Origin of the sequence: Halomonas sp. ML-15, from assembly GCF_014779595.1 — a bacterium.
Taxonomy (GTDB): Bacteria; Pseudomonadota; Gammaproteobacteria; order Pseudomonadales; family Halomonadaceae; genus Franzmannia.
Genome location: NZ_JACXZT010000003.1, coordinates 66,336 through 84,857 on the forward strand (window position 1 = coordinate 66,336; position 18,522 = coordinate 84,857).

The 18,522-nt window shown below is 58.4% G+C and carries 17 protein-coding genes; 14 read left to right on the forward strand and 3 right to left on the reverse strand.

Annotation, left to right across the window (positions count from 1 at the left end; genetic code table 11):
* Positions 1 to 50 precede the first annotated feature (50 nt).
* The 5 genes from IEI94_RS03945 (at position 51) to IEI94_RS03965 (ending at position 5,488) form a co-directional block, all read left to right on the forward strand.
* Complete coding sequence (locus tag IEI94_RS03945) at positions 51 to 701, forward strand: TetR/AcrR family transcriptional regulator (protein ID WP_191165799.1); 651 nt, start codon at positions 51 to 53, stop codon at positions 699 to 701.
* Positions 702 to 751: 50 nt separating this feature from the next.
* The gene (locus IEI94_RS03950) at positions 752 to 1,393 is read left to right on the forward strand and encodes a DUF2268 domain-containing putative Zn-dependent protease (protein WP_191165801.1); all 642 of its coding nucleotides are present in this window, start codon (positions 752 to 754) and stop codon (positions 1,391 to 1,393) included.
* A 122-nt stretch (positions 1,394 to 1,515) separates the two neighbouring features.
* Complete coding sequence (locus IEI94_RS03955; RefSeq protein WP_191165803.1) at positions 1,516 to 2,430, forward strand: pyridoxal-phosphate dependent enzyme; 915 nt, start codon at positions 1,516 to 1,518, stop codon at positions 2,428 to 2,430.
* A gap of 157 nt (positions 2,431 to 2,587) precedes the next feature.
* Positions 2,588 to 2,998, forward strand: a complete 411-nt coding sequence (locus IEI94_RS03960; protein WP_191165805.1) for a VOC family protein — start codon at positions 2,588 to 2,590, stop codon at positions 2,996 to 2,998.
* Positions 2,999 to 3,301: 303 nt separating this feature from the next.
* Positions 3,302 to 5,488, forward strand: coding sequence for an OsmC domain/YcaO domain-containing protein (locus tag IEI94_RS03965; RefSeq protein WP_191165807.1), 2,187 nt, complete (start codon positions 3,302 to 3,304; stop codon positions 5,486 to 5,488).
* Positions 5,489 to 5,585: 97 nt separating this feature from the next.
* Here the strand turns inward: IEI94_RS03965 and IEI94_RS03970 are convergent, their stop codons facing one another.
* Both IEI94_RS03970 and IEI94_RS03975 read right to left on the reverse strand, forming a co-directional pair.
* A complete protein-coding gene (locus IEI94_RS03970) occupies positions 5,586 to 7,115 on the reverse strand; it encodes a GGDEF domain-containing protein (RefSeq protein ID WP_191165808.1) in 1,530 nt (509 codons plus the stop codon).
* A 65-nt stretch (positions 7,116 to 7,180) separates the two neighbouring features.
* Positions 7,181 to 7,681, reverse strand: coding sequence for a CIA30 family protein (locus tag IEI94_RS03975; protein WP_191165810.1), 501 nt, complete (start codon positions 7,679 to 7,681; stop codon positions 7,181 to 7,183).
* Positions 7,682 to 8,126: 445 nt separating this feature from the next.
* Here IEI94_RS03975 and IEI94_RS03980 point away from each other — a divergent pair, with 445 nt between their 5' ends.
* The 7 genes from IEI94_RS03980 (at position 8,127) to IEI94_RS04010 (ending at position 14,694) form a co-directional block, all read left to right on the forward strand.
* Positions 8,127 to 8,543: a VOC family protein gene (locus IEI94_RS03980; RefSeq protein WP_191165812.1), complete on the forward strand. Its 417-nt coding sequence runs from the start codon at positions 8,127 to 8,129 to the stop codon at positions 8,541 to 8,543.
* Positions 8,544 to 8,635: 92 nt separating this feature from the next.
* On the forward strand, positions 8,636 to 9,127 hold the full coding sequence (locus IEI94_RS03985; protein ID WP_191165814.1) for a GNAT family N-acetyltransferase: 492 nt from the start codon (positions 8,636 to 8,638) through the stop codon (positions 9,125 to 9,127).
* Positions 9,128 to 9,200: 73 nt separating this feature from the next.
* Positions 9,201 to 9,695, forward strand: coding sequence for a GNAT family N-acetyltransferase (locus IEI94_RS03990; RefSeq protein ID WP_191165816.1), 495 nt, complete (start codon positions 9,201 to 9,203; stop codon positions 9,693 to 9,695).
* A gap of 87 nt (positions 9,696 to 9,782) precedes the next feature.
* Positions 9,783 to 10,343: a GNAT family N-acetyltransferase gene (locus tag IEI94_RS03995; protein WP_191166236.1), complete on the forward strand. Its 561-nt coding sequence runs from the start codon at positions 9,783 to 9,785 to the stop codon at positions 10,341 to 10,343.
* A gap of 17 nt (positions 10,344 to 10,360) precedes the next feature.
* Positions 10,361 to 10,774, forward strand: a complete 414-nt coding sequence (locus IEI94_RS04000) for a hypothetical protein (protein WP_191166238.1) — start codon at positions 10,361 to 10,363, stop codon at positions 10,772 to 10,774.
* A gap of 106 nt (positions 10,775 to 10,880) precedes the next feature.
* Positions 10,881 to 11,339, forward strand: a complete 459-nt coding sequence (locus tag IEI94_RS04005) for an SRPBCC domain-containing protein (protein ID WP_191165817.1) — start codon at positions 10,881 to 10,883, stop codon at positions 11,337 to 11,339.
* A gap of 205 nt (positions 11,340 to 11,544) precedes the next feature.
* Positions 11,545 to 14,694 carry an ATP-binding protein gene (locus tag IEI94_RS04010; protein WP_191165819.1) on the forward strand — a complete coding sequence of 1,050 codons (3,150 nt, stop codon included), beginning with the start codon at positions 11,545 to 11,547 and terminating at the stop codon, positions 14,692 to 14,694.
* Here IEI94_RS04010 and IEI94_RS04015 read toward each other — a convergent pair.
* Positions 14,632 to 16,380, reverse strand: coding sequence for an NAD(P)-binding protein (locus tag IEI94_RS04015; RefSeq protein ID WP_191165821.1), 1,749 nt, complete (start codon positions 16,378 to 16,380; stop codon positions 14,632 to 14,634). The two genes, IEI94_RS04010 and IEI94_RS04015, sit on opposite strands and share 63 nt — an antisense overlap.
* A gap of 242 nt (positions 16,381 to 16,622) precedes the next feature.
* Here IEI94_RS04015 and IEI94_RS04020 point away from each other — a divergent pair, with 242 nt between their 5' ends.
* Complete coding sequence (locus IEI94_RS04020) at positions 16,623 to 17,060, forward strand: VapA/VapB family virulence-associated protein (protein ID WP_191165823.1); 438 nt, start codon at positions 16,623 to 16,625, stop codon at positions 17,058 to 17,060.
* 409 nt (positions 17,061 to 17,469) lie between these two features.
* Complete coding sequence (locus tag IEI94_RS04025) at positions 17,470 to 18,084, forward strand: DUF1294 domain-containing protein (RefSeq protein ID WP_191165825.1); 615 nt, start codon at positions 17,470 to 17,472, stop codon at positions 18,082 to 18,084.
* Positions 18,085 to 18,522 lie beyond the last annotated feature (438 nt).

Here is an 18,522-nt window from a genome sequence, read left to right on the forward strand (position 1 = left end):
CGGACTTGATATGATCAAGATAATATTCAGCGTGGGAGTGTGAGGTCGCCATGTCGGACTCGACGAACCGCAAGGCCAAGTCACGGGAGCGCATTCTCAAGTCGGCTATCGAGCTGTTCAGCCGCCAGGGCTTCGAGAAGGTCTCCATTGGCCAAATAATGAAGCTGGCCAAGATGACCCACGGTGCCTTCTATGCGCACTTCGCATCGAAGGAAGCGCTCTACCACGCCTCGGTGCGGGAAACCCTGGAGAGCAGCCGCGCGGCCAGGCTGGTCAAGGGGCCGCTGTCGGTGAAACACCTCACAGAGCTGGTGGCCAACTGCTGTAACCTTCAGGAGCTGGAACGCAAGCACAAGCCGGGGCCCGAAACCGTACTGTTCAACGAGATCGGCAACCAGAACGCCGAGATACGTACACTGTTCGAAGCCTCCTACTTGCGCATGAAGAAGATGCTGGAGACCCGACTCATCGCCCTGAGCCGACTGAAGAAACTTCCTTTCGAGCCCGACCGCGAGGTCATCGCCGATAAATCCCGCGCCATACTCGCCTCACTGGTCGGCGCCGTCGCCATCGCCAAGAGCCTGCCCGGCGAGCAGGAGCGACAGCAGATTCTCCACGCCGCCCAGCGCAACATTCTGCAGATGCTTGGCGTCGAAGAAAACGAACTGGAAAGCATGCTTGGCGAAGTGGGGCCAGCGTAGCGCTACGCGCAAAATGCCAGAGACACTACGTCAAGTCATCAGGAGACAATATGGCACAGTGGATCGTGCATTATGCCAATGCATGTGGGCAACTCGATGGTTGGATAGAACGCATAAGCGGTGGGATAGCGGAAGCGCGCTATCGTGCAGAGCAGGTATCGAGTCCGATCAGCCTGGATGTGGTGGTTCAAGTCTGGCCGGGACAAGTGATCGACTGTATGGGATTTGTTGGCTATGCGCCCACGGGAACCATGATGCAGTTAACCCTCGATCCGGAGAATGCTAACTTTGCAAGCAGCATGGAAGAACCCTTCGAACGAATGGTGGTTCATGAGCTGCATCATGTGATGCGCTGGAGAGGGCCAGGCTACGGAAGAACCTTGGGAGAGGCGATGGTATCCGAGGGGTTGGCGGGACATTTCTGCCGACAGCTCTATGATTCACCACCCGAGCCATGGGAGTCTGCATTAAGTGGGAAAGAGGCAGTTGACTGCGCCATTAAGGCGAAGCAGCAGTGGTCTACCACACTCTATCGGCACGGAGAATGGTTCTTTGGCCAGGGCGACCTACCTCCTTGGGCTGGCTATAGCCTCGGTTATGCTCTGGTCGACAGCTATTTAAGGCATAATAGCGAGCAGAGTGCTGCGTCATTGATGCACGAGCCTGCTGAGAGCTTTTATCGACACTTATAGGGCTAGCCTTTCTGACTGCTGCTTAGCGGGGCATCCTGGAAATATTCGCCGTCGGTACCAGAAAATTTCGTGTGCTGGACCCCGCTTCACTCGATACCTTATGGGAGGAGATATAGATACTCATGGCGCTACACATTGCAACTCCGCTTATTGAGTCCTGTTCCATGAGCGCCAGCACTGGGCGTCCAACCTGGCTTAAGCTGGATGCCATGCAGCCATCAGGTTCATTCAAGATACGGGGGATAGGCTACGCATGTGAGGCCTATCTTGCTAAGGGCGCTAAAAGGTTCATTTCCTCTTCTGGCGGAAATGCTGGCTTGGCTGTTGCGTATGCAGGCCGTCGTCTAGGCGTTCCTGTTGTGGTTGTCGTACCTGAAACTACCACTGAAAGAGCTAAGACGCTCCTACGGCTAGAGAAAGCGGAAGTTATCGTGCATGGGGCCTCATGGCAGGAAGCTAACGCCTTTGCGCAATCGCTGATCTGTGAATCGGATGCCTTTCTTCATCCCTTTGATGACCCTATGATTTGGCAAGGGCACGCTACACTGATTGATGAAATTTTCCGCTCCGGACATAAGCCCGATGCCGTCGTACTCTCTGTCGGTGGCGGTGGGCTAATGTCAGGCGTCATTGAAGGTCTGCATCGGAATGGGGGGAGTACAATCCCCGTCATTGCTGCTGAAACTACAGGGGCCGCATCTTTTCATGCAGCCATTGAAGCAGGCCGTACCGTTGAGCTGGAACACATCACAAGCATCGCCACTTCGCTTGGAGCCAAGCGTGTTTGCGAGGAAGCCTTTCGCTGGTCGAAAAAACACCCGATCCGAAGTGTAGTGGTATCAGATCAAAGCGCGCTGACTGCTTGTGAGCGTTTTCTTGACGATCACCGTATACTGGTAGAGCCTGCCTGCGGTGCCAGCTTGGCAGTGGTATATGAGAATGCACCGGAGCTCAAAGCCTTCAGTAATGTCCTTGTGGTGGTATGTGGTGGGGCCACTTTTACAATCGACCAGATTAGGCAGCTGGAAAGGGGGTGAGGCCTACTTTGCAAAGCGATACCGAAACTCTACGCTCTTATAACATACGAACAAGCTACGGAAGCCTCGCTTGACCACTTTCTAGCTTCGCTGTCGTTATGGATGAGCGTTGTAGGCGTTATTGAGTAGTAAGTCATGATCCGCTGGGGGGGGGCGAATGAAGATCAAGTGTATTGCCGGTTTTGCTTCGATTACTAAAGATGCTTCTGCAAGTGCGGCCCTGTATCAGGATGCTTTGGGTCTGCCGCTCGAGCAAATGGGCGATTATCGTTTCATGGATAATTTCCCCGGGGCCAATCACTTTGGTGTATGGCCCCTTGTAATGGCAGCTCAGTCTTGCTTTGGACAGAATGAATGGCCGGAACAGGTTCCCGAACCGACAGCGACAATCGAGTTCGAACTCACGGACGCCGCTGCTGTCGAGGCAGCAGTTCAGGAAATGAAGGAACAAGGGCAGGAGTTTGTTCATGAGACCAGGACTGAGCCTTGGGGGCAAACAGTTGCACGATTTATGAGCCCAGAGGGTGTACTGGTCGGTCTGAGTTATGCGCCTTGGCTTCATGAATAATATCTTGATAGTCATGCCGGCGCAGCCGTGGGGCTTTCAGTGAACCTTGCTTTACTCGTCAGGTAATGGCAACGCCAAGCCGTACGGGAGCGCTCCTCAAGCAACCAAGCATGAGCATGATCCGTCCGGCGTCCGGGGGTAGAGGCTTCGGTGCCAGAGGCGGCGTACTATACCTTCAACGCAGCTGAACGAGGGGTATGGCAGCGGATTTTGCCCTCCCCCGAGACGGCGGCGGCGAAAAACTGGATAATGGCAGGTTTTCTGCTCTTGCTTCGCCCAAGCCCCTACGTCCGGTGCCCGTCCATGGAAATCAAGGTCAACTATCTCGACAACCTCCGCCTGGAGGCCAAGTTCGACGACTTCACGGTCATCTCCGACCAGCCCATCCGCTACAAGGGTGACGGCTCGGCGCCGGGGCCGTTCGACTACTTCCTGGCCTCCTCGGCGATGTGCGCAGCGTACTTCGTGAAGGTGTACTGCAACACCCGGGGCATCCCCACCGAGAATATCCGGCTGTCGCAGAACAACATCGTCGATCCGGAGAACCGCTACAACCAGATCTTCAAGATTCAAGTCGAGCTGCCGGAGGATATCTCCGACAAGGACCGCCAGGGCATCCTGCGCTCCATCGACCGCTGCACGGTCAAGAAGGTGGTGCAGACCGGCCCCGAGTTTCAGATCGAGACCGTCGAGAATATCGATGAGGACGCCCAGGCCCTGCTGATGGGCGCACCGGAGGGCGAGGGTAGCACCTGGATCGAGGGCAAGGACCTGCCGCTCGAGCAGACCATTGCCAACATGAGCGCGATCCTGGCCGACCTCGGCATGAAGATCGAGATCGCCTCGTGGCGCAATATCGTGCCCCACGTGTGGTCGCTGCATATTCGCGATGCCGCCTCACCGGCGTGCTTCACCAACGGCAAGGGCGCCACCAAGGAGAGTGCGCTGTGCTCGGCGCTGGGTGAGTTTATCGAGCGCCTCAGCTGCAACTTCTTCTACAACGACCAGTTCTTCGGCGAGGAGATCGCGGGCAGCGCCTTCGTCCACTACCCCAATGAGGAGTGGTTTCAGCCGGGGCCCAACGATGAGCTGCCGGAAGGCATCCTCGATGACCACTGTCGGGCGATCTTCGACCCGGACGGTGAGCTGCGCGGCTCTAATCTGATCGATACCAACTCCGGCAAGATAGCGCGAGGCATCGTATCGCTGCCGTTCGTGCGCCGCTCCGATGGCGAGACGGTGTACTTTCCCTCCAACCTGATCGAGAACCTCTACCTCAGCAACGGCATGAGTGCCGGCAACACCCTGCATGAGGCGCAGGTGCAGTGCCTCTCGGAGATATTCGAGCGGGCGGTGAAGCGTGAGATCATCGAGCAGGAGATGGTGCTGCCCGACGTGCCTGAAGAGGTGCTGGCACGCTACCCGGCGATTACCGAGGGTATCAAGGCGCTGGAGAAGCAGGGCTTCCCGGTACTGGTCAAGGATGCCTCGCTGGGCGGCCAGTACCCGGTGATGTGCGTGACCCTGATGAATCCGCGCACTGGTGGCGTGTTCGCCTCCTTCGGCGCCCACCCCAGCTTCGAAGTGGCGCTGGAGCGCAGCCTCACTGAGCTGTTGCAGGGACGCAGCTTCGAGGGGCTCAACGACTTTATGCCGCCGACCTTCAACTCCCTGGCAGTGTCCGAGCCGAACAACTTCGTCGAGCACTTTATCGACTCCTCGGGGCTGATCTCCTGGCGCTTCTTCAGCAGCAAGAGCGACGTCGAGTTCGTCGACTGGGACTTCTCCGGCAGCAACGCCGAGGAGGCCGCCTCGCTGTTCGGCATTCTCGAGGAGATGGGGCTTGAGGCCTACATGGCGGTGCACGAGGACCTGGGTGCGCCGGTGTGTCGCATCCTGGTGCCGGGTTACTCCGAGGTCTACCCGGTGGAGGATCTGGTGTGGGACAACACCAACATGGCGCTGCTGTTCCGCGAGGATATCCTCAACCTCCACGCCCTAGATGACGACCAACTGGCCGCACTGCTCGAGCGCTTGGAGGAGACTCAGCTCGACGAGCACATGGATATCATCACCCTGATCGGTATCGAGTTCGACGAAAATACCGTGTGGGGCCAACTGACCATCCTCGAGCTGAAGCTGCTGATCCACTTGGCGCTGGGCCAGCACGAGGAGGCGCTGGAACGGGTGCAGATGTTTCTGCAGTACAACGACAACAGCGTCGCGCGTGGGCTCTTCTACCAGGCGGTGCAGGCGGTCCTCGAAATCGCCCTGGATGATGAACTGGAGCTCGACGATTACCGCTACAACCTCTCGCGGATGTTCGGTGACGAGACCATGACCGCGGTGATCGGCTCGGTGGACGGCACGCTGCGCTTCCACGGCCTGACACCCACCAGCATGCAGCTGGAAGGCCTGGAGAAGCACCAGCGGCTAATCGAGAGCTACAAGAAGCTGCATGCCCACCGCGCCGCTCAGGCTGGCGTCTAAGCTAGCGCATGCCGCGGCGGCCAGACCTACGTCAAGGCCCACGCCGACCAGATGGCGTATTACGCAGCGGCAGATTGAGCGGTCGCGGGCTATCGCGTCAACCGAGAACACTTTTTTTACGGCGCTGAGCCTTGTCGTCGTACATGCGGTTGTCCGCCAGGGTCAGCACCTCTTGTGCGGGCACTTCGCTGGAGCTGGCGCTTCCCAGGCTCAAACGCAGCGTCACCGTCACCTCCTCACCATTGGCGGTGGTGAGAATACATTTCAGGCCCTCCAGGTGCGTCCTGATCAGCGTGGCCACGCGCTCTGGGGCCGATAGGTCGGCGGAGGGGAACAGGATGACGAATTCGTCACCGCCATAGCGAGCCAGGATATCGTCTTCCCGACACTGCGCCATCAGGCGCTCGGCAACCGCAGTAATGAGCTGGTCGCCGACCACGTGGCCGTGTTTGTCGTTCACTTCCTTGAGCCCGTCGACGTCCATCATCAGGATGGCAAAATCCAGCCCTGGCTGCTGTGTCCTGCCTTGGATACTCTGCTGGAGTGCCGACTCGAAGAAGCCACGGTTGTAGAGCCCTGTGAGCCCGTCGCGCTCAGCTGCTTTCTGTAGGGCCAGGTGAAGCAGTTTGTTCTCGGTCGCCGCTGCCAACTGGTCGACGAACAGCGTCAGCATCCTCTCCAGGGCGCCGTCCAGCTTGGGCGCACGAATCACCAGCCAGCCCTCGTATAGGCTGAGGCGCCCCGCCATGGAGGTGGCATAGAGCTGTTCGCCATCTGTTTTTTCGCTCAGTTTGACGGTGCTGGTATTCTGCTCATGCAGTGTCGACAGCCTGCTACGCAGGTGACGCTCATCCTCCTCGCTCAGACGCAGCCCGGCGACAGCTGCATAGCGCGTGACGTCGGGGCGCTGTCGCTCCTGGAGAAATACGGCAAACCCATATTCCGGAAAGTCTGCATGCAGATGCATCAAGGAGTCATTGAGCAGGGTGCTGATGTTGGGGGCCCGGTTGGCCACCATGCCAAGCTCGAGTAGCGCGTGAAAGACGCGGTTCTTGTATTTGATTTCTTTAATGCTGCGACCGATCTTGCGGTTTTGTCCGTACATCACCTGGGCAATGGCCAACATGTAGATCACCGCCCCGGTCACCTGATACACGTCCACCCCAATGCTGACGTACGGGCGAAACTCGAATCCCGTCAATACGCCCCAACCCACCGCCCCGCTGATGAACAGTGCGGCCGAGGCGGCCATCCGTCGCGGGCCGCCAACGACCATGTTGTTCATGAAGCAGGCAAGGCCGATGGACAGCATGGCAAAGAGGTAATAATCCAGCACGGCGCACCACGCGCCGAATACCAGGCTGTCGAAATAGAGATTTCTGAACTCGGCGCGTTTGGAGTCTTGCGCCAGGGTGGCGTGCACGAAGGCGACCGCCGGCCACAGTAATAGAAGCAGGGCCGGCAGAATCAGCGACCAGCCGCTGTCCTCCGCCAGCGCGATCCATACCGTGAGCCCGAAGGTATGGCAAAACGCAAAGGTGCGCGGGGCCAAGGTTGCCAGCGCAAGCCGGTGTGGGCGCTTGAAGGGGAGCTCGGCCCGTGATGAGGATGACTTGGTATCTACCATGCCGCCAGACTCTCCTTTATCTTCTTATACAGGCAAGGTGTCACTGGCTCGTCTGGTGCGACGCCTTAGCGAGCGTCAAGTGTCTCGATGCTGGCGATCTCCAACCGAAAGCCACCATCGCAGCGGTCAGCAATCAGCAGGCCGACCTGCTGGATAGCGTCTGGGGCGAGCGCTGGCGCATTTTCCAGCAGGCGACCACGGCGTACCGCCTCGAAAGCGTGCCAGGGCCGGGCGATACGCTGCCACTCTCCCGCTGGGGGCTGAAACACGCCACGGTAGGTGGCGCCATCGCTCAGCTGATCGCTATACAGGCGCAGTTGGTACTGGCGTCCGTCACCGCGCACTGCAACGATGACGCCTGGGTAGGCAGAAAGCCTCATAGGCTCGTGCCCGCGTCGTACTGAGGCGAAGCCGCCGCCGTTGGTCAGCGAGAGCTTTCCCGAGAAGACGCCGATAGCCCCCTCTGAGTAAATGGTGCCATGAGAGACACCACCCATGACGTCGTCGTTGATGGCACGCCAGCGGGTGATTTCTTCACTGGCGCTGAAATCGATCAGTGTTGGCATGTCTTGCACGTCTCCTTCGCCCGGCACAGAAGGGCTTGTTGCTACACTTGCTGATGCTGAGCGCCGCATTCCCCGCCGAAGCCCACAATAGCCCCAGCTTGCGACGCTCCTTGGCAATGAGCAAGCGGTTCGCATCGAGGGCATTGCCAAGTGCCATGAGTAATCCATGCCCTGGAGGATGCCAGAGTGAGAATTGCTCTTAACACAGAGCTCGGCTACGGTAATCATAAAGGGCCACATAAGAGTTACGTTGGCAGTGCGTAGCCAGCCTATATTCGAGACCCTTCCGGCCATGAAGGGATGTTAGGTCATGAGATTGAAAGAGTAGAGCCGGCGGAGATGCAGCGACGCTACGACGCCATGTTTTGATAATCATCACGTAAAATCTACACCGCAGACAGTACGAATTAATTCAAGATTTATGCACCTTTAGAATGAGGGTAATATGCAGCCTAGAATCAGCATGATTACATTGGGTGTTCGGGACCTCGCGAAGTCGATAGCTTTCTATGAGAAAGGCCTTGGATTCCCACGCATGGATTCTCCACCGGAGGTTGCCTTCTTCACCTTGAATGGAACATGGCTCGGCCTATTTAGCAGGAACGCGTTGGCTGAAGATGCGAACATCTCTTCCGAGGGGGCGGGCTTCAACGCATTTAGCCTGGCCCATAATGTTGCATCGGAAGCAGAAGTCGATGCGGTGGTAGCACAAGCCGTTAAGGCAGGTGCCACGCTGGAAAAAAAGCCTGAGAAGGTTTTCTGGGGTGGGTATAGTGGCTATTTCACCGATCCGGATGGTCATCTATGGGAGGTGGCGCACAATCCGCATTTCTGGGTGGGACCAAGTGATGCCGGTGCATAGCCAGTCGCTCAAGTTCATCGGGCCATGCTGCGGTTCTGCCGGGTGCGCTTACACTCGTCGCTCAGCTAATTCCTTCCCAAAGGAGTACAGGTTTGTCGTTTAAACCAGTCGCCATCCGACGAGGGCGTTGCTCCGATCTCGCAACGCTGCTGGAAGTTCGCAATTGCTCTGCATACTATGGCTGTGGTGCAGCCTACTCATCAGTGCAACTATCAGCATGGCTGGCACGCCCACTTCCAGAAAAAATGCTGGATCTTCTTAGTCGTGGCTGTGTCTATGTGGCAGAATCATCTGGCGAAATTGTCGGCTACAGTGCGCTGGATCCCGATGCTAATGAAATTGAAGCCGTCTTCGTGCTCCCATCTTTTTCGGGGCTTGGCGTTGGAGGCATGCTATTGCATAGTGCTGAGAAGCTTGCTATTAAGCAAGGCCTCTCGTCTTTGAGTCTATCTGCCTCATTAAATGCCGTGCCTTTTTATCGCAGTGCGGGTTATGTGTCGACCTCGCAGGGTAGACAGTCCCTCAATAAAGAGATTTTTCTTGAGTATGAATGCATGGAGAAAGTATTGTGCGACGCCAGCTGACCATGCATTCTAGTGGAAAGGGTAGATCGCTCAATTTTTCATTAGAAAATTAGTTCAAAGCCGAGGAGGCAGAGTGAATATTCGTCATGTAGTCGAAGACGACTTCGTAGAGATAACGGAGATACTCAACCACTATATCCTTCATAGCGATGCTCGTTATTTTGAGCCAGCTCCAGTGCCATTGGGTGGCAGGCAGGAATGGCTAAATACTTTCAACCAAGAGACACCGTATCAAATGCTCGTGGCAGAAAGTGATGCAGACGTCTTGGGTTTCTGCTGTTCACAGAAATATAGGCCCGAAGCAGCATTTAATAGAACAGTTGAAGTCAGCGTATATGTTTCACCTAAGTCGGCGTCGGGGGGTGTTGGAACAAAGCTGTATGATGAGCTGTTTACATTATTGAAAAAGTTTCAGCTTCATAGAGCACTTGCTGGAGTGGCGCTCCCTAATGAAGCTTCGCTTGCGCTGCATCAAAAATTCGGTTTCACAGAGGTGGGTACATTTGACGAGTACGGAGTGAAGGAAGGAAAATATATTAGTTCTACATGGATGCAAAAAAAGCTGTAGCTCCTCACTGCTAATAGTTGGCCGAGAAGTGAGTTTCAAGCAGGGCTTTTTCTCATGGTGTGTGACAAGTGAATGCACAAGGAGGTGATGGTGAAGATTTTCGAAACGGATAGATTGATGATACGGCCGCTGTCACTTCATGACGTTCCTCAGTTGACGACTATCCTTAGCGACCCAGAAGTGATGAGGCACTCGATCCGAGGGGTGTGTGATGAGGCCGCTACTCGTGAATTTATAAAGTGGTGTTTAACCTGCTATGACTCGCATGGTGTGGGGCCATGGGCCCTAATTGATAAGACAGATTCTGCGCTCGTGGGCTTTTGTGGTGTGGGACCAGAAATGGTCGTTGATGTTGAAGAAATCAATCTGGGCTACCGCCTCGCCACACGTTATTGGAACAAGGGGCTGGCATCCGAGGCGGCACAAGCAGTGCTTGATTACATCTTCAGGAAGGGACAGTACCATTCGGTGGTCGTAATCATCGAGCCCGACCATATCGCGTCGCTGAGAGTTGCAGAAAAAGCAGGGTTTAGTCAATTCGAAACTCTTGAATTTCATGGTCGCCTGGTGAGGCTATATCGATTGGCTTCTGAGCAATGGGCTGCACTTCATGGCGATGCCATGCATGTATCAGGAGTGGGTTTTTGAAGCTGACAGGGAAGCATATGGAGCCGATTGTTCAAGAAGAGATATCCGGCTGTGGTATCGCCGCGAGTGCCGTTCTCGCAGGTGTCAGTTATGAGAAAGCCAGCAAGAGAGCAAGCGCTCTTGGTATCCATGCATCAGATATAGCGCTCTGGTCCGATACCCAGTACGTGCGCAGACTATTGCGTGAATTCGGTGTTTCAGTGTCTTCCAAGGAAATTCCATTTGAGTCTTGGGAACGGCTTCCAAACAAGGCGCTCTTGGCCATCAGATGGCGTATGGAGATGGGGAAGCCGTTTTGGCATTGGGTCGTGTTTGTCAGAGAGGGTGGTGAAGCGAAAGTGTTGGATTCCAAGCAATCACTGAAATCGAATATTCGTCGTGATTTCTGGCGCATCAATCCCAAGTGGTATGTTGAGGTTCTCGGCGAATAGCTTGCACTTTCCTTAAGAAATATAGTATTTTCTTTCTTTGCCAGCGCGACTTGGAGGTCGCTGCTATAAAGGGAAAGAGCATGGCTCTTAATTTATGGAGAATATGATGGGTAGCCACTCACTTCACACTGACATCATGATCGACGCGAGGGCTGATCAAGTTTGGAGTGTCTTGTCTGATTTCAATGCTTATCCTGATTGGAATCCCTTTATCAGGTCAGTCATCGGGCAGCCGGTGCAAGGGGAGCGGCTGCGCATTGTGGTTCAGCCCAGTGGATCCAAGCCCATGCGCTTTTCTCCCCAGGTGCTGGTTGCAGAACCTCTGAGAGAACTTCGGTGGCGAGGTCGAATGATTCTGCCTGGCATATTCGATGGAGAACACAGCTTTACAATTGAGGCGCTGTCAGACAACAAGGTTCGGTTTGAACAGAGTGAAAAATTCAGCGGCCTTCTGGTGGGGGTGCTACGTACCACCTTGGAGCGTGATACCAAGCGTGGATTCGAGGAAATGAATCAGGCGCTTAAGGCACGCGTTGAAGCGTCGGTGCATGGTCAAGTTGACTAACAGCGCCATTCACTTTGCTCTTCACTCGGGTACGGTTTGAACGCACGAGCTGGGTAATCAGGTAAGGCACAGAGAGCGGCTTAAGGCGTGCAAGCGCAGAGGCGCATTGCACGGTCGCAATCTGTTACCCTTGAAGTCCTTTAATGCTAAAGCATTAGTGAAGCATGACGGTTGTCATGACTCGCATGCTGGTGAAAGGACGCCAATGGTGATAGTCCCCCAAGACGGGCGTTTGCGGCTGGATCGCCAGCGCTTGAAACAGCATCGCAAGCGGCTTGGCTTGAGTCAGGAGGCCCTGGCCGAACACTGCTTCGACCGGCGCCTGTGCGTCTCGATCGCGTCCATCAAGCGCGCAGAGAGTGGTCGGGCAGTACTCTATCGTACCGCCCGCCACCTGGCCGAGATCTATGGTGTCGAGGTCGAGGCGCTGTCGGTGGATGCTGAGGAGGCTTCCGCCGGGTCCGCTTCCGATGTGGAAGAGACGGAGAGCGCCCGTGTCCTGATCCAGCTGCATGCCATGGCTGCTGACCAGACGACCCTGGTGTCCTGGGTCGAGCATTTCGGCGGCAGCCTGGCGGAAGGGGGAGTGGCCCTCTTCGGGTTGCCAAGGGCTTACCGCAGTGATGCACAGCGCGGCCTGCTGTGCGCCGCGACCCTGGTGGATCAGGGAGTGGCCCATGGCGTCTACCTCCAGGCCGGCCACTGGCCGACTGCTAAATCCCCTGCGATAGCCCCGAAGCGCAGCGGCGTCTGGGTCGAGCGCGGGGTGGCGGTGCAGTTGGCGGAGCGCTTCGTCTTCGACGATGAAGGCGGCGATTGGCTGCTCTATCGCCATCCCCGGGATGAGGCTCAGGAGGCCCGCTTCGAGCTCGTGGGGCGCCGCCTGCAGCTGGGGCAGCTGCAAGCCATTCTGGAGAGTACCCGGGCCTACCAGGCTGGCCATCTGATCTATATCCGTGGTGTGGCGGGCATCGGCAAGACCCGTCTCAGTGCAGAATTCGCCGAGATGGCCGCGGCCCATGCCGATCACCATCAGGCCGAGGTGCTGGACTTCGGCACGCGCGCCGATGAAGGCCCACTGATGCAGCTGACCCGCTCGTTGCTGCAGGCGTTTGGTGAGGCAGTGCACGATGAGATAGACGAGACGTATCTGCTCGCTCGTCTGTCGGCGCTGCGCCTACCCGTGGATCATGCCATGCTGCTGCGTCCGCTGCTGGGGCTGGCTCAGCCGGAGGATGCGCAGCGTCTCTATGCGGCCATGACTCCCGCGACCCGCAGCCAGCGCTTGATCCAGGCGCTGCGCGACATCCTCCTGGCCCGGTCCATTCATGGTCCTCAACTGGTGGTGGTGGAGGATCTGCACTGGGCCGATGAGGCATTGCTGGGGACCCTTGCCGGGCTGCTGCAGGAGACCCTGGAAGCCCCGGTGATCTGGCTGTTTACCTCGCGACTGGAGCACGACCCGCTGGAGACGCGGCTGAGGCCACAGCTGCCTGACCTGCCGCTTACCCTGATCGAGCTGCCGCCACTGCGGCCCCAGGAAGCCGAGGCCCTTGTGGCCAGCTTCGGCACGGTGCCCGCCGAGCATGCCGCCCGCTGCGTGATCCAGGCCCAGGGCAACCCGCTGTTTCTGACCCAGCTGCTGCTGTTTCACCCCCACCGCAGCTTGCCGGCCAGCCTCGCCAATCTGGTACAGAGCAAGCTGGACCAGCTCACCGACCTGGATCGGCGGGCCATGAGCATTGCCGCCGCCATGGGGCAGCGTTTCTCCCTGGCGTCGCTGCAGGAGATATTGGGGCAGGCCGACTATCGCCCCGAACTCCCCCAACGCATCAGCCTGGTGCGTCCTCTGGAAGAGGGCAGCTACCGCTTTGTGCATGACCTGATCCTGCAGGGTATCTACGAAGGGATTCCCAAGATACAGCGCGACCGCCTGCATCTGCGTCTGGCCGAGTTCTACGGCGAAGCGGAGCCGGGGCTGCGCGCGCGGCACCTTCACCGTGCGCGCTCGCTGGAGGCGCCGAAGGCGTTCCTGCAGGCGATAGAGGCGGAAACGGCCCGCTACCGGCATGAGGAAGCCCTGGCGCTGCTGAGGCAATGCCGCTCCATCGACTATGCGCCGAAGGATGAGTACCGGCTGATGCTGCTGCAGGGGCAGGTGGCGATGGCGACAGGGGCGATCCAGGCGGCCCGGGAACACTTCGAAGCGGCGCGTACCTTCGCCCGCGAGGAGCGTCAGCGCATTGCCGCCGACCTGTGGCTGGCGCGGGTATTGAACATGCTCGATGCCCTGGAGGCGGAGGAGGCGATACTCGACGGCCTGCTGCCCCTGGCTGAGGTGCTGGAGAACCCCTTGCCCCTGGCTGAAGCGCTCTATCTCAAGGGCAATCTCTATTTTCCCCGGGGCGATTTTGCCACCAGTCGGGCCTATCATACCCGGGCCCTGGAGCAGGCCCGCCGAGGCGGCGATGTGCGCACCGAGATCCAGGCCCTGAGCGGGCTTGGCGATGCCCACTATGCCCAGGGGCAGATGCATAGCACCCTCGAGCTCTTCGACCACTGCGTAACACTCTGCCGGACCCATGGCCACGCCGACCTGGAGGCCTCCAATCTGTTCATGCTGGGTACGGCGCGCATCTATGCCAACCAGACCGCGGCGGCGCTGACCGACTGCCTCGATGCCGCCACGCTTGGCAAGCGGGTTGGCAACCGGCGTGCCGAAGTGGTGGCAAGGCTCACGGCTGGCTGGATCCTGATCTCCCAGGGCGACACCCATGGGGCCAACGAGCAGGTCGAACAGGCGCTGGCGGTGGCTCGCGGCCTGGGTTCAGGGCGCTTCGAGGCCTTCCTGCTGGAGAGTCGCGCCAGGGTCGGGCTGATCACCGGGCGACTGGCAGAGGCGCGAGCCAGCATCGCGCGGGCTTGGCAGCTGGTGGAGCAGCATCGGCTGCAGGCCTTTATCGGCCCCTGGGTGCTGGGCACCCGGGCGCTGCTGGAAGAGGACCCCGAGGCTCGCTCGGCGACCCTGAAACAGGGTGAAACGCTGCTGGATGCCGGCTGCGTGGGGCACAACGGCTACCGCTTTCTGATCGCGGCGGCGGAGGTCAGCCTGCTCGACCAGCGCCCCGACGCGGCCCGCCATTATGCCCGGCGCCTGACTCAACTGATGGCGGCGGAGCCCTGTGCCTGGGGCGAGCACCATCGGGCACTGATCAAGGCTCACGCCGATTGGCTGGATGTCGTCGAAACGAGTGTCGAGGAGAGCGCCCTGGAGACCCTACGAGCCTGCTGGCTACGGGGCGAAGCCGCTGGCCTGCTGATGACGCTGCCTCGCCTGGCTGCCAGTCGGCACTAGCCGCAGGGCTTTCTCATTCTGTCGGCCCGCTTTCCCCAGCAGCAGTTCGACGAGCTGTGCCGACTGTTCCAGGCACTGCTCCTGCAGGCCTGCACCGCGCGTCCAGCCGCCGGCAAACAGCAGCGGGCATACGTCGGGATGGCCCGCCAAACGCCGCCGGGCAATGTCCTGGTTATAGTCCGCTATCTGCGCCTGTGCCTCCATGCAGTTGGCATCCAGCACATTGTGCTTGAACAGGCTCCATGCCTTCGCCTCCAGGTCGCTGTCGAGGGGCGGTAGGCGGTCCCGGTAGCCAGAGTCGCTGGGTGCGGCGGCCGCTAGCGCCGTGGGTCCGTTCAGAGGCGAAGGGCTCCGCTCGAGCATCTCGCAACGGGGTATCCGGTTGAGGTCATCCACCAGGGAGACGAAGAACTGCGGTAAGCCGACCTGGTTGTAGCCCGGGGTCTCGCTATCGTTTTGGTGGCGATTGGCCACATAGTCGATACGGTAGGGGAAGAAGGTGTCTTCGGGACTCCGCACCTCGATGTTGTAGGTGCGCCACAGGTTGCGATTGGGGGGCAGGCGGTCCGCCGCGGTGTGGCAGACGCTGAAGCTGCGGGTGTAGCGCACCTTGCCGAGGATGTGCTGCAGGTCCCGCTGGGTGTCGGCCAGGCCGTCGCCAAAGGTCAGTAGCGGCAGGGCATCTTCGGCATGGGTGGCCATGATCAGTAGGTCCGCCTCCCAGCGGCGCTGATCGGCAGCGTTGCGCTCTGTCAGCGTTACACCCTGTATCGAGAGGCTTGCCTCCACGTCGATACCGCGCTGGATGGTGACCCGTGGGCCCGGCGTCTCGGGATTGACAATATGGGCGGCCAGGGCCTCCAGCCAGTGCTGGGCGCCGTGCTCGAAATAGCGGCGGTTTGGGGGTGAGCCGCCCTCCTGAATGCGGTAATACTCGAAGGGGGCCTGGAGCGGCATACTGCCCGGGCCGCGATCGTCGGCGAAGTACATGGCCGAGATGCGCGGGTAGTAGATAGTATGGCGGATACGCTCCAGCCGGGCCGGTAGTGCCGGGTCTTGCCAGTCGATGTTGATTCGCAGGCGATCCGCCGTGGCGGACAGCACCTCGGCGGGTACGGCGGCGCAGCGATCGAAAAAGTCATCCACCGTATAGCGCGGCGTGATGCACTGACTCTCCACCAGGTCGATGGCACTCTGGTGTACCACGGCGATCAGCGGCGCCAGTTTGCCTCCTTCGGCCTGGCTCAGCTCGTGGGCCGGGTCGCTGACACCGTGATATAGCTCGCTATCGTCGGTCAGCGCAATCGTCCCGTCACGACTGAAATAGCACTCGGTATTCTCCAGCGGCTTCATGCGCTCCAGCTCGCCGATCTCGCCGAGAATCGCGCGCAGGCGGTGATAGGTGGCCAGGTTGACATCGTTGACCCCCAGGTCGGCCCAGCGGCGGTAGGGCGACTCGGGCCACCCTGGTTGGCGCCGATTGCCCAGGTCGACCCACACCGTCTCGGCGTTGCCGCCCAGGGTGGCCTTGCGCTCGAAGATGGTGACCTCGATCGGCTGGGCTGCATCGCCGTCGTCCCCTTTCCTGCCGAGCTCTTGCCTATGGAACCTTTGCAGGTAATAGGCCAGCGACAGGCCGGAGACGCCGCCGCCAATGATAGCGATCCGAAGCGGTGAAGTGTCCATGGGGAGATGCTCCTCAGGCAGGATTTGCTTCAGAGTCGGTCAAGAGCGCGTCGTTACCAAGAGCATGAGAGAAGCTGATACCGAAGTGATCCGCTGGTGCTTGGCGTGGCCGTTTCGGCGGTCATGGTGATACCGAGGTGATGCGGTGGGTATGAGATATCTGGTCTGGAATGGTTAGGGCAAGTAAGTCGCGGTCGCTTTACGACCGCCGATGTCACGACATCCATACGAGGTATCTACCAATGAATGCTCCTCAAACCATCGACAAGCAACTGATCGCCCACGACTTCCGCGTTGCCATGCATGACAAGCTGGAACCTGAGCAGATCGATGACGTCGCCGAAGCACTGGTCACGTCCGAGAAGGCCTACTACGCCACCGGCAACGTGGCCAGCATGGTCTTCTACCTCAAGTTCCAGGTCAGTATCGACAAAGGCAAGACTTTTGACGGCGATGCCGGCGGCGTCTCTTCGGCCGGCGGTGGTGCCCTCATTGGTGAGGTCTACACCAACGATCTGGATCGGCTCTATCGCGATACGGTGAGCTTCGAGTTTCAGGCCACGCCCGTCTACCTGAGCATCCTGTTCTTCGACAGCCACAGCAAGCTGTTGGGCCACTTCCAGTCGGGTGCCGTATCCACCGTCTTCGGCATCGGCGGTGGTGAAGGTAGTTGGCACTGAGTGGCACACTTGGCTCCATAACCGGGGGTGCTCTCGGCGCCCCCGATTACCACGGCGCGGCTAGCGGCAATTGGCCCAAGCAATAATCCTTGCCAGAGCAATGGCAGGTCGTGGTCGAGAGAGGCTCATATTCACCCCACGCTCTCTTCGGTATTGCCCGCTGCATTGCGGTTAGATACGCTAAGTCTAAAGTTGCTAAAGCCACTTGCCTGAACAGGACGTACTCAGAGACTGCCGCCTTAGGTTGATGCGAAGCATCCATGCTGCCGGGTAGTGGCGGTAGCGTGCCCGCCTTGCTCCCTTTATAAACCTGCTGCATAGATCAGTCCCTGTGTAATATTCGGGTCGTGACTCAAATGCCTGCGCCTGGGCGTTCCGTCGAATAACCGTTTTTGGCTAGAGATCCCCGATGCGCCACGAAGGCAAACTCATAGACTGGAATGACGACAAGGGCGTCGGCTTTATCACACCACTGGCAGGCGGCTCGCGAGTATTCGTCCATATCACTGACTTCCCAAGAGGCAGCCGTCGACCAAGAGTGGACGAACAGGTCTCGTACGCTGTTGCCCGCGACAAGCAGGATAGGCCGAGAGCACGGAAGGTGCTTTTCCTGCGCTCGGCAAGCCTTGTATCCCCGCGTACCAAAGGGCTGTTGGCTGCATGTGGCGTGGTCGCGACGTTCTTCGGCTTCTTGGCGGCCCTCCGCGCTCTAGAGGATGGGTCCCTGGTCCTTGTTGGTGCCTATGCGCTGATCAGCGCGATTACCTTTACCCTCTACGGCGTTGATAAAGCCGCAGCGGGTAAAGGCAGTAGGCGTACGGCAGAAACAACGCTTCACTTCATGAGTTTGATAGGCGGGTGGCCAGGTGCGCTGATTGCGCAGCGGCTGTTTCGGCACAAGACCAGAAAGCAGCCTTTCCAGGTCTTTTTTTTGTGTGCGACAGTTGCTAACTGCGCAGCGTTTGCATGGCTTCTCTATTCAGATAAGGCAGCAGGCCTGAGGGCGGGCTTGGGATTCGGTTAACAGGGCGCTGGTAGTCGCATTTCACCTAGATGGTGACCGCTACACAATCCATCGGCTCTGGTGGCAGATGTTCGCAGACCATACGCTTCTTTTTGTAAAGCGTACTAAGAGAACGTCGTTGAGCGCGTATGCGCGTAAAGTCAATAGATATTAAACAGTGATACAGACATGTGGCAGAGCAATGTACCTAAGTAAAGCGTCGGAATCAAATGGAGAGCAATGCCCACTGTGCGGGGGAAGTTTGCGCTGGGTTCTCCCAGCGAATTTGAGAAACATCACTACCATGCTCCTGCATTTCGTTGCCTTCTTGGCAGGTCTGTTAGTCATCGTTATTTTGGGAGTCAAGGGGATAGGCTGGACTTTGGTGGCGCTCGCTGGACAAATACTACTCCTATACGCATTTCGTCGTGCGTACAAGACTGTCCTGCGGTGTGACGT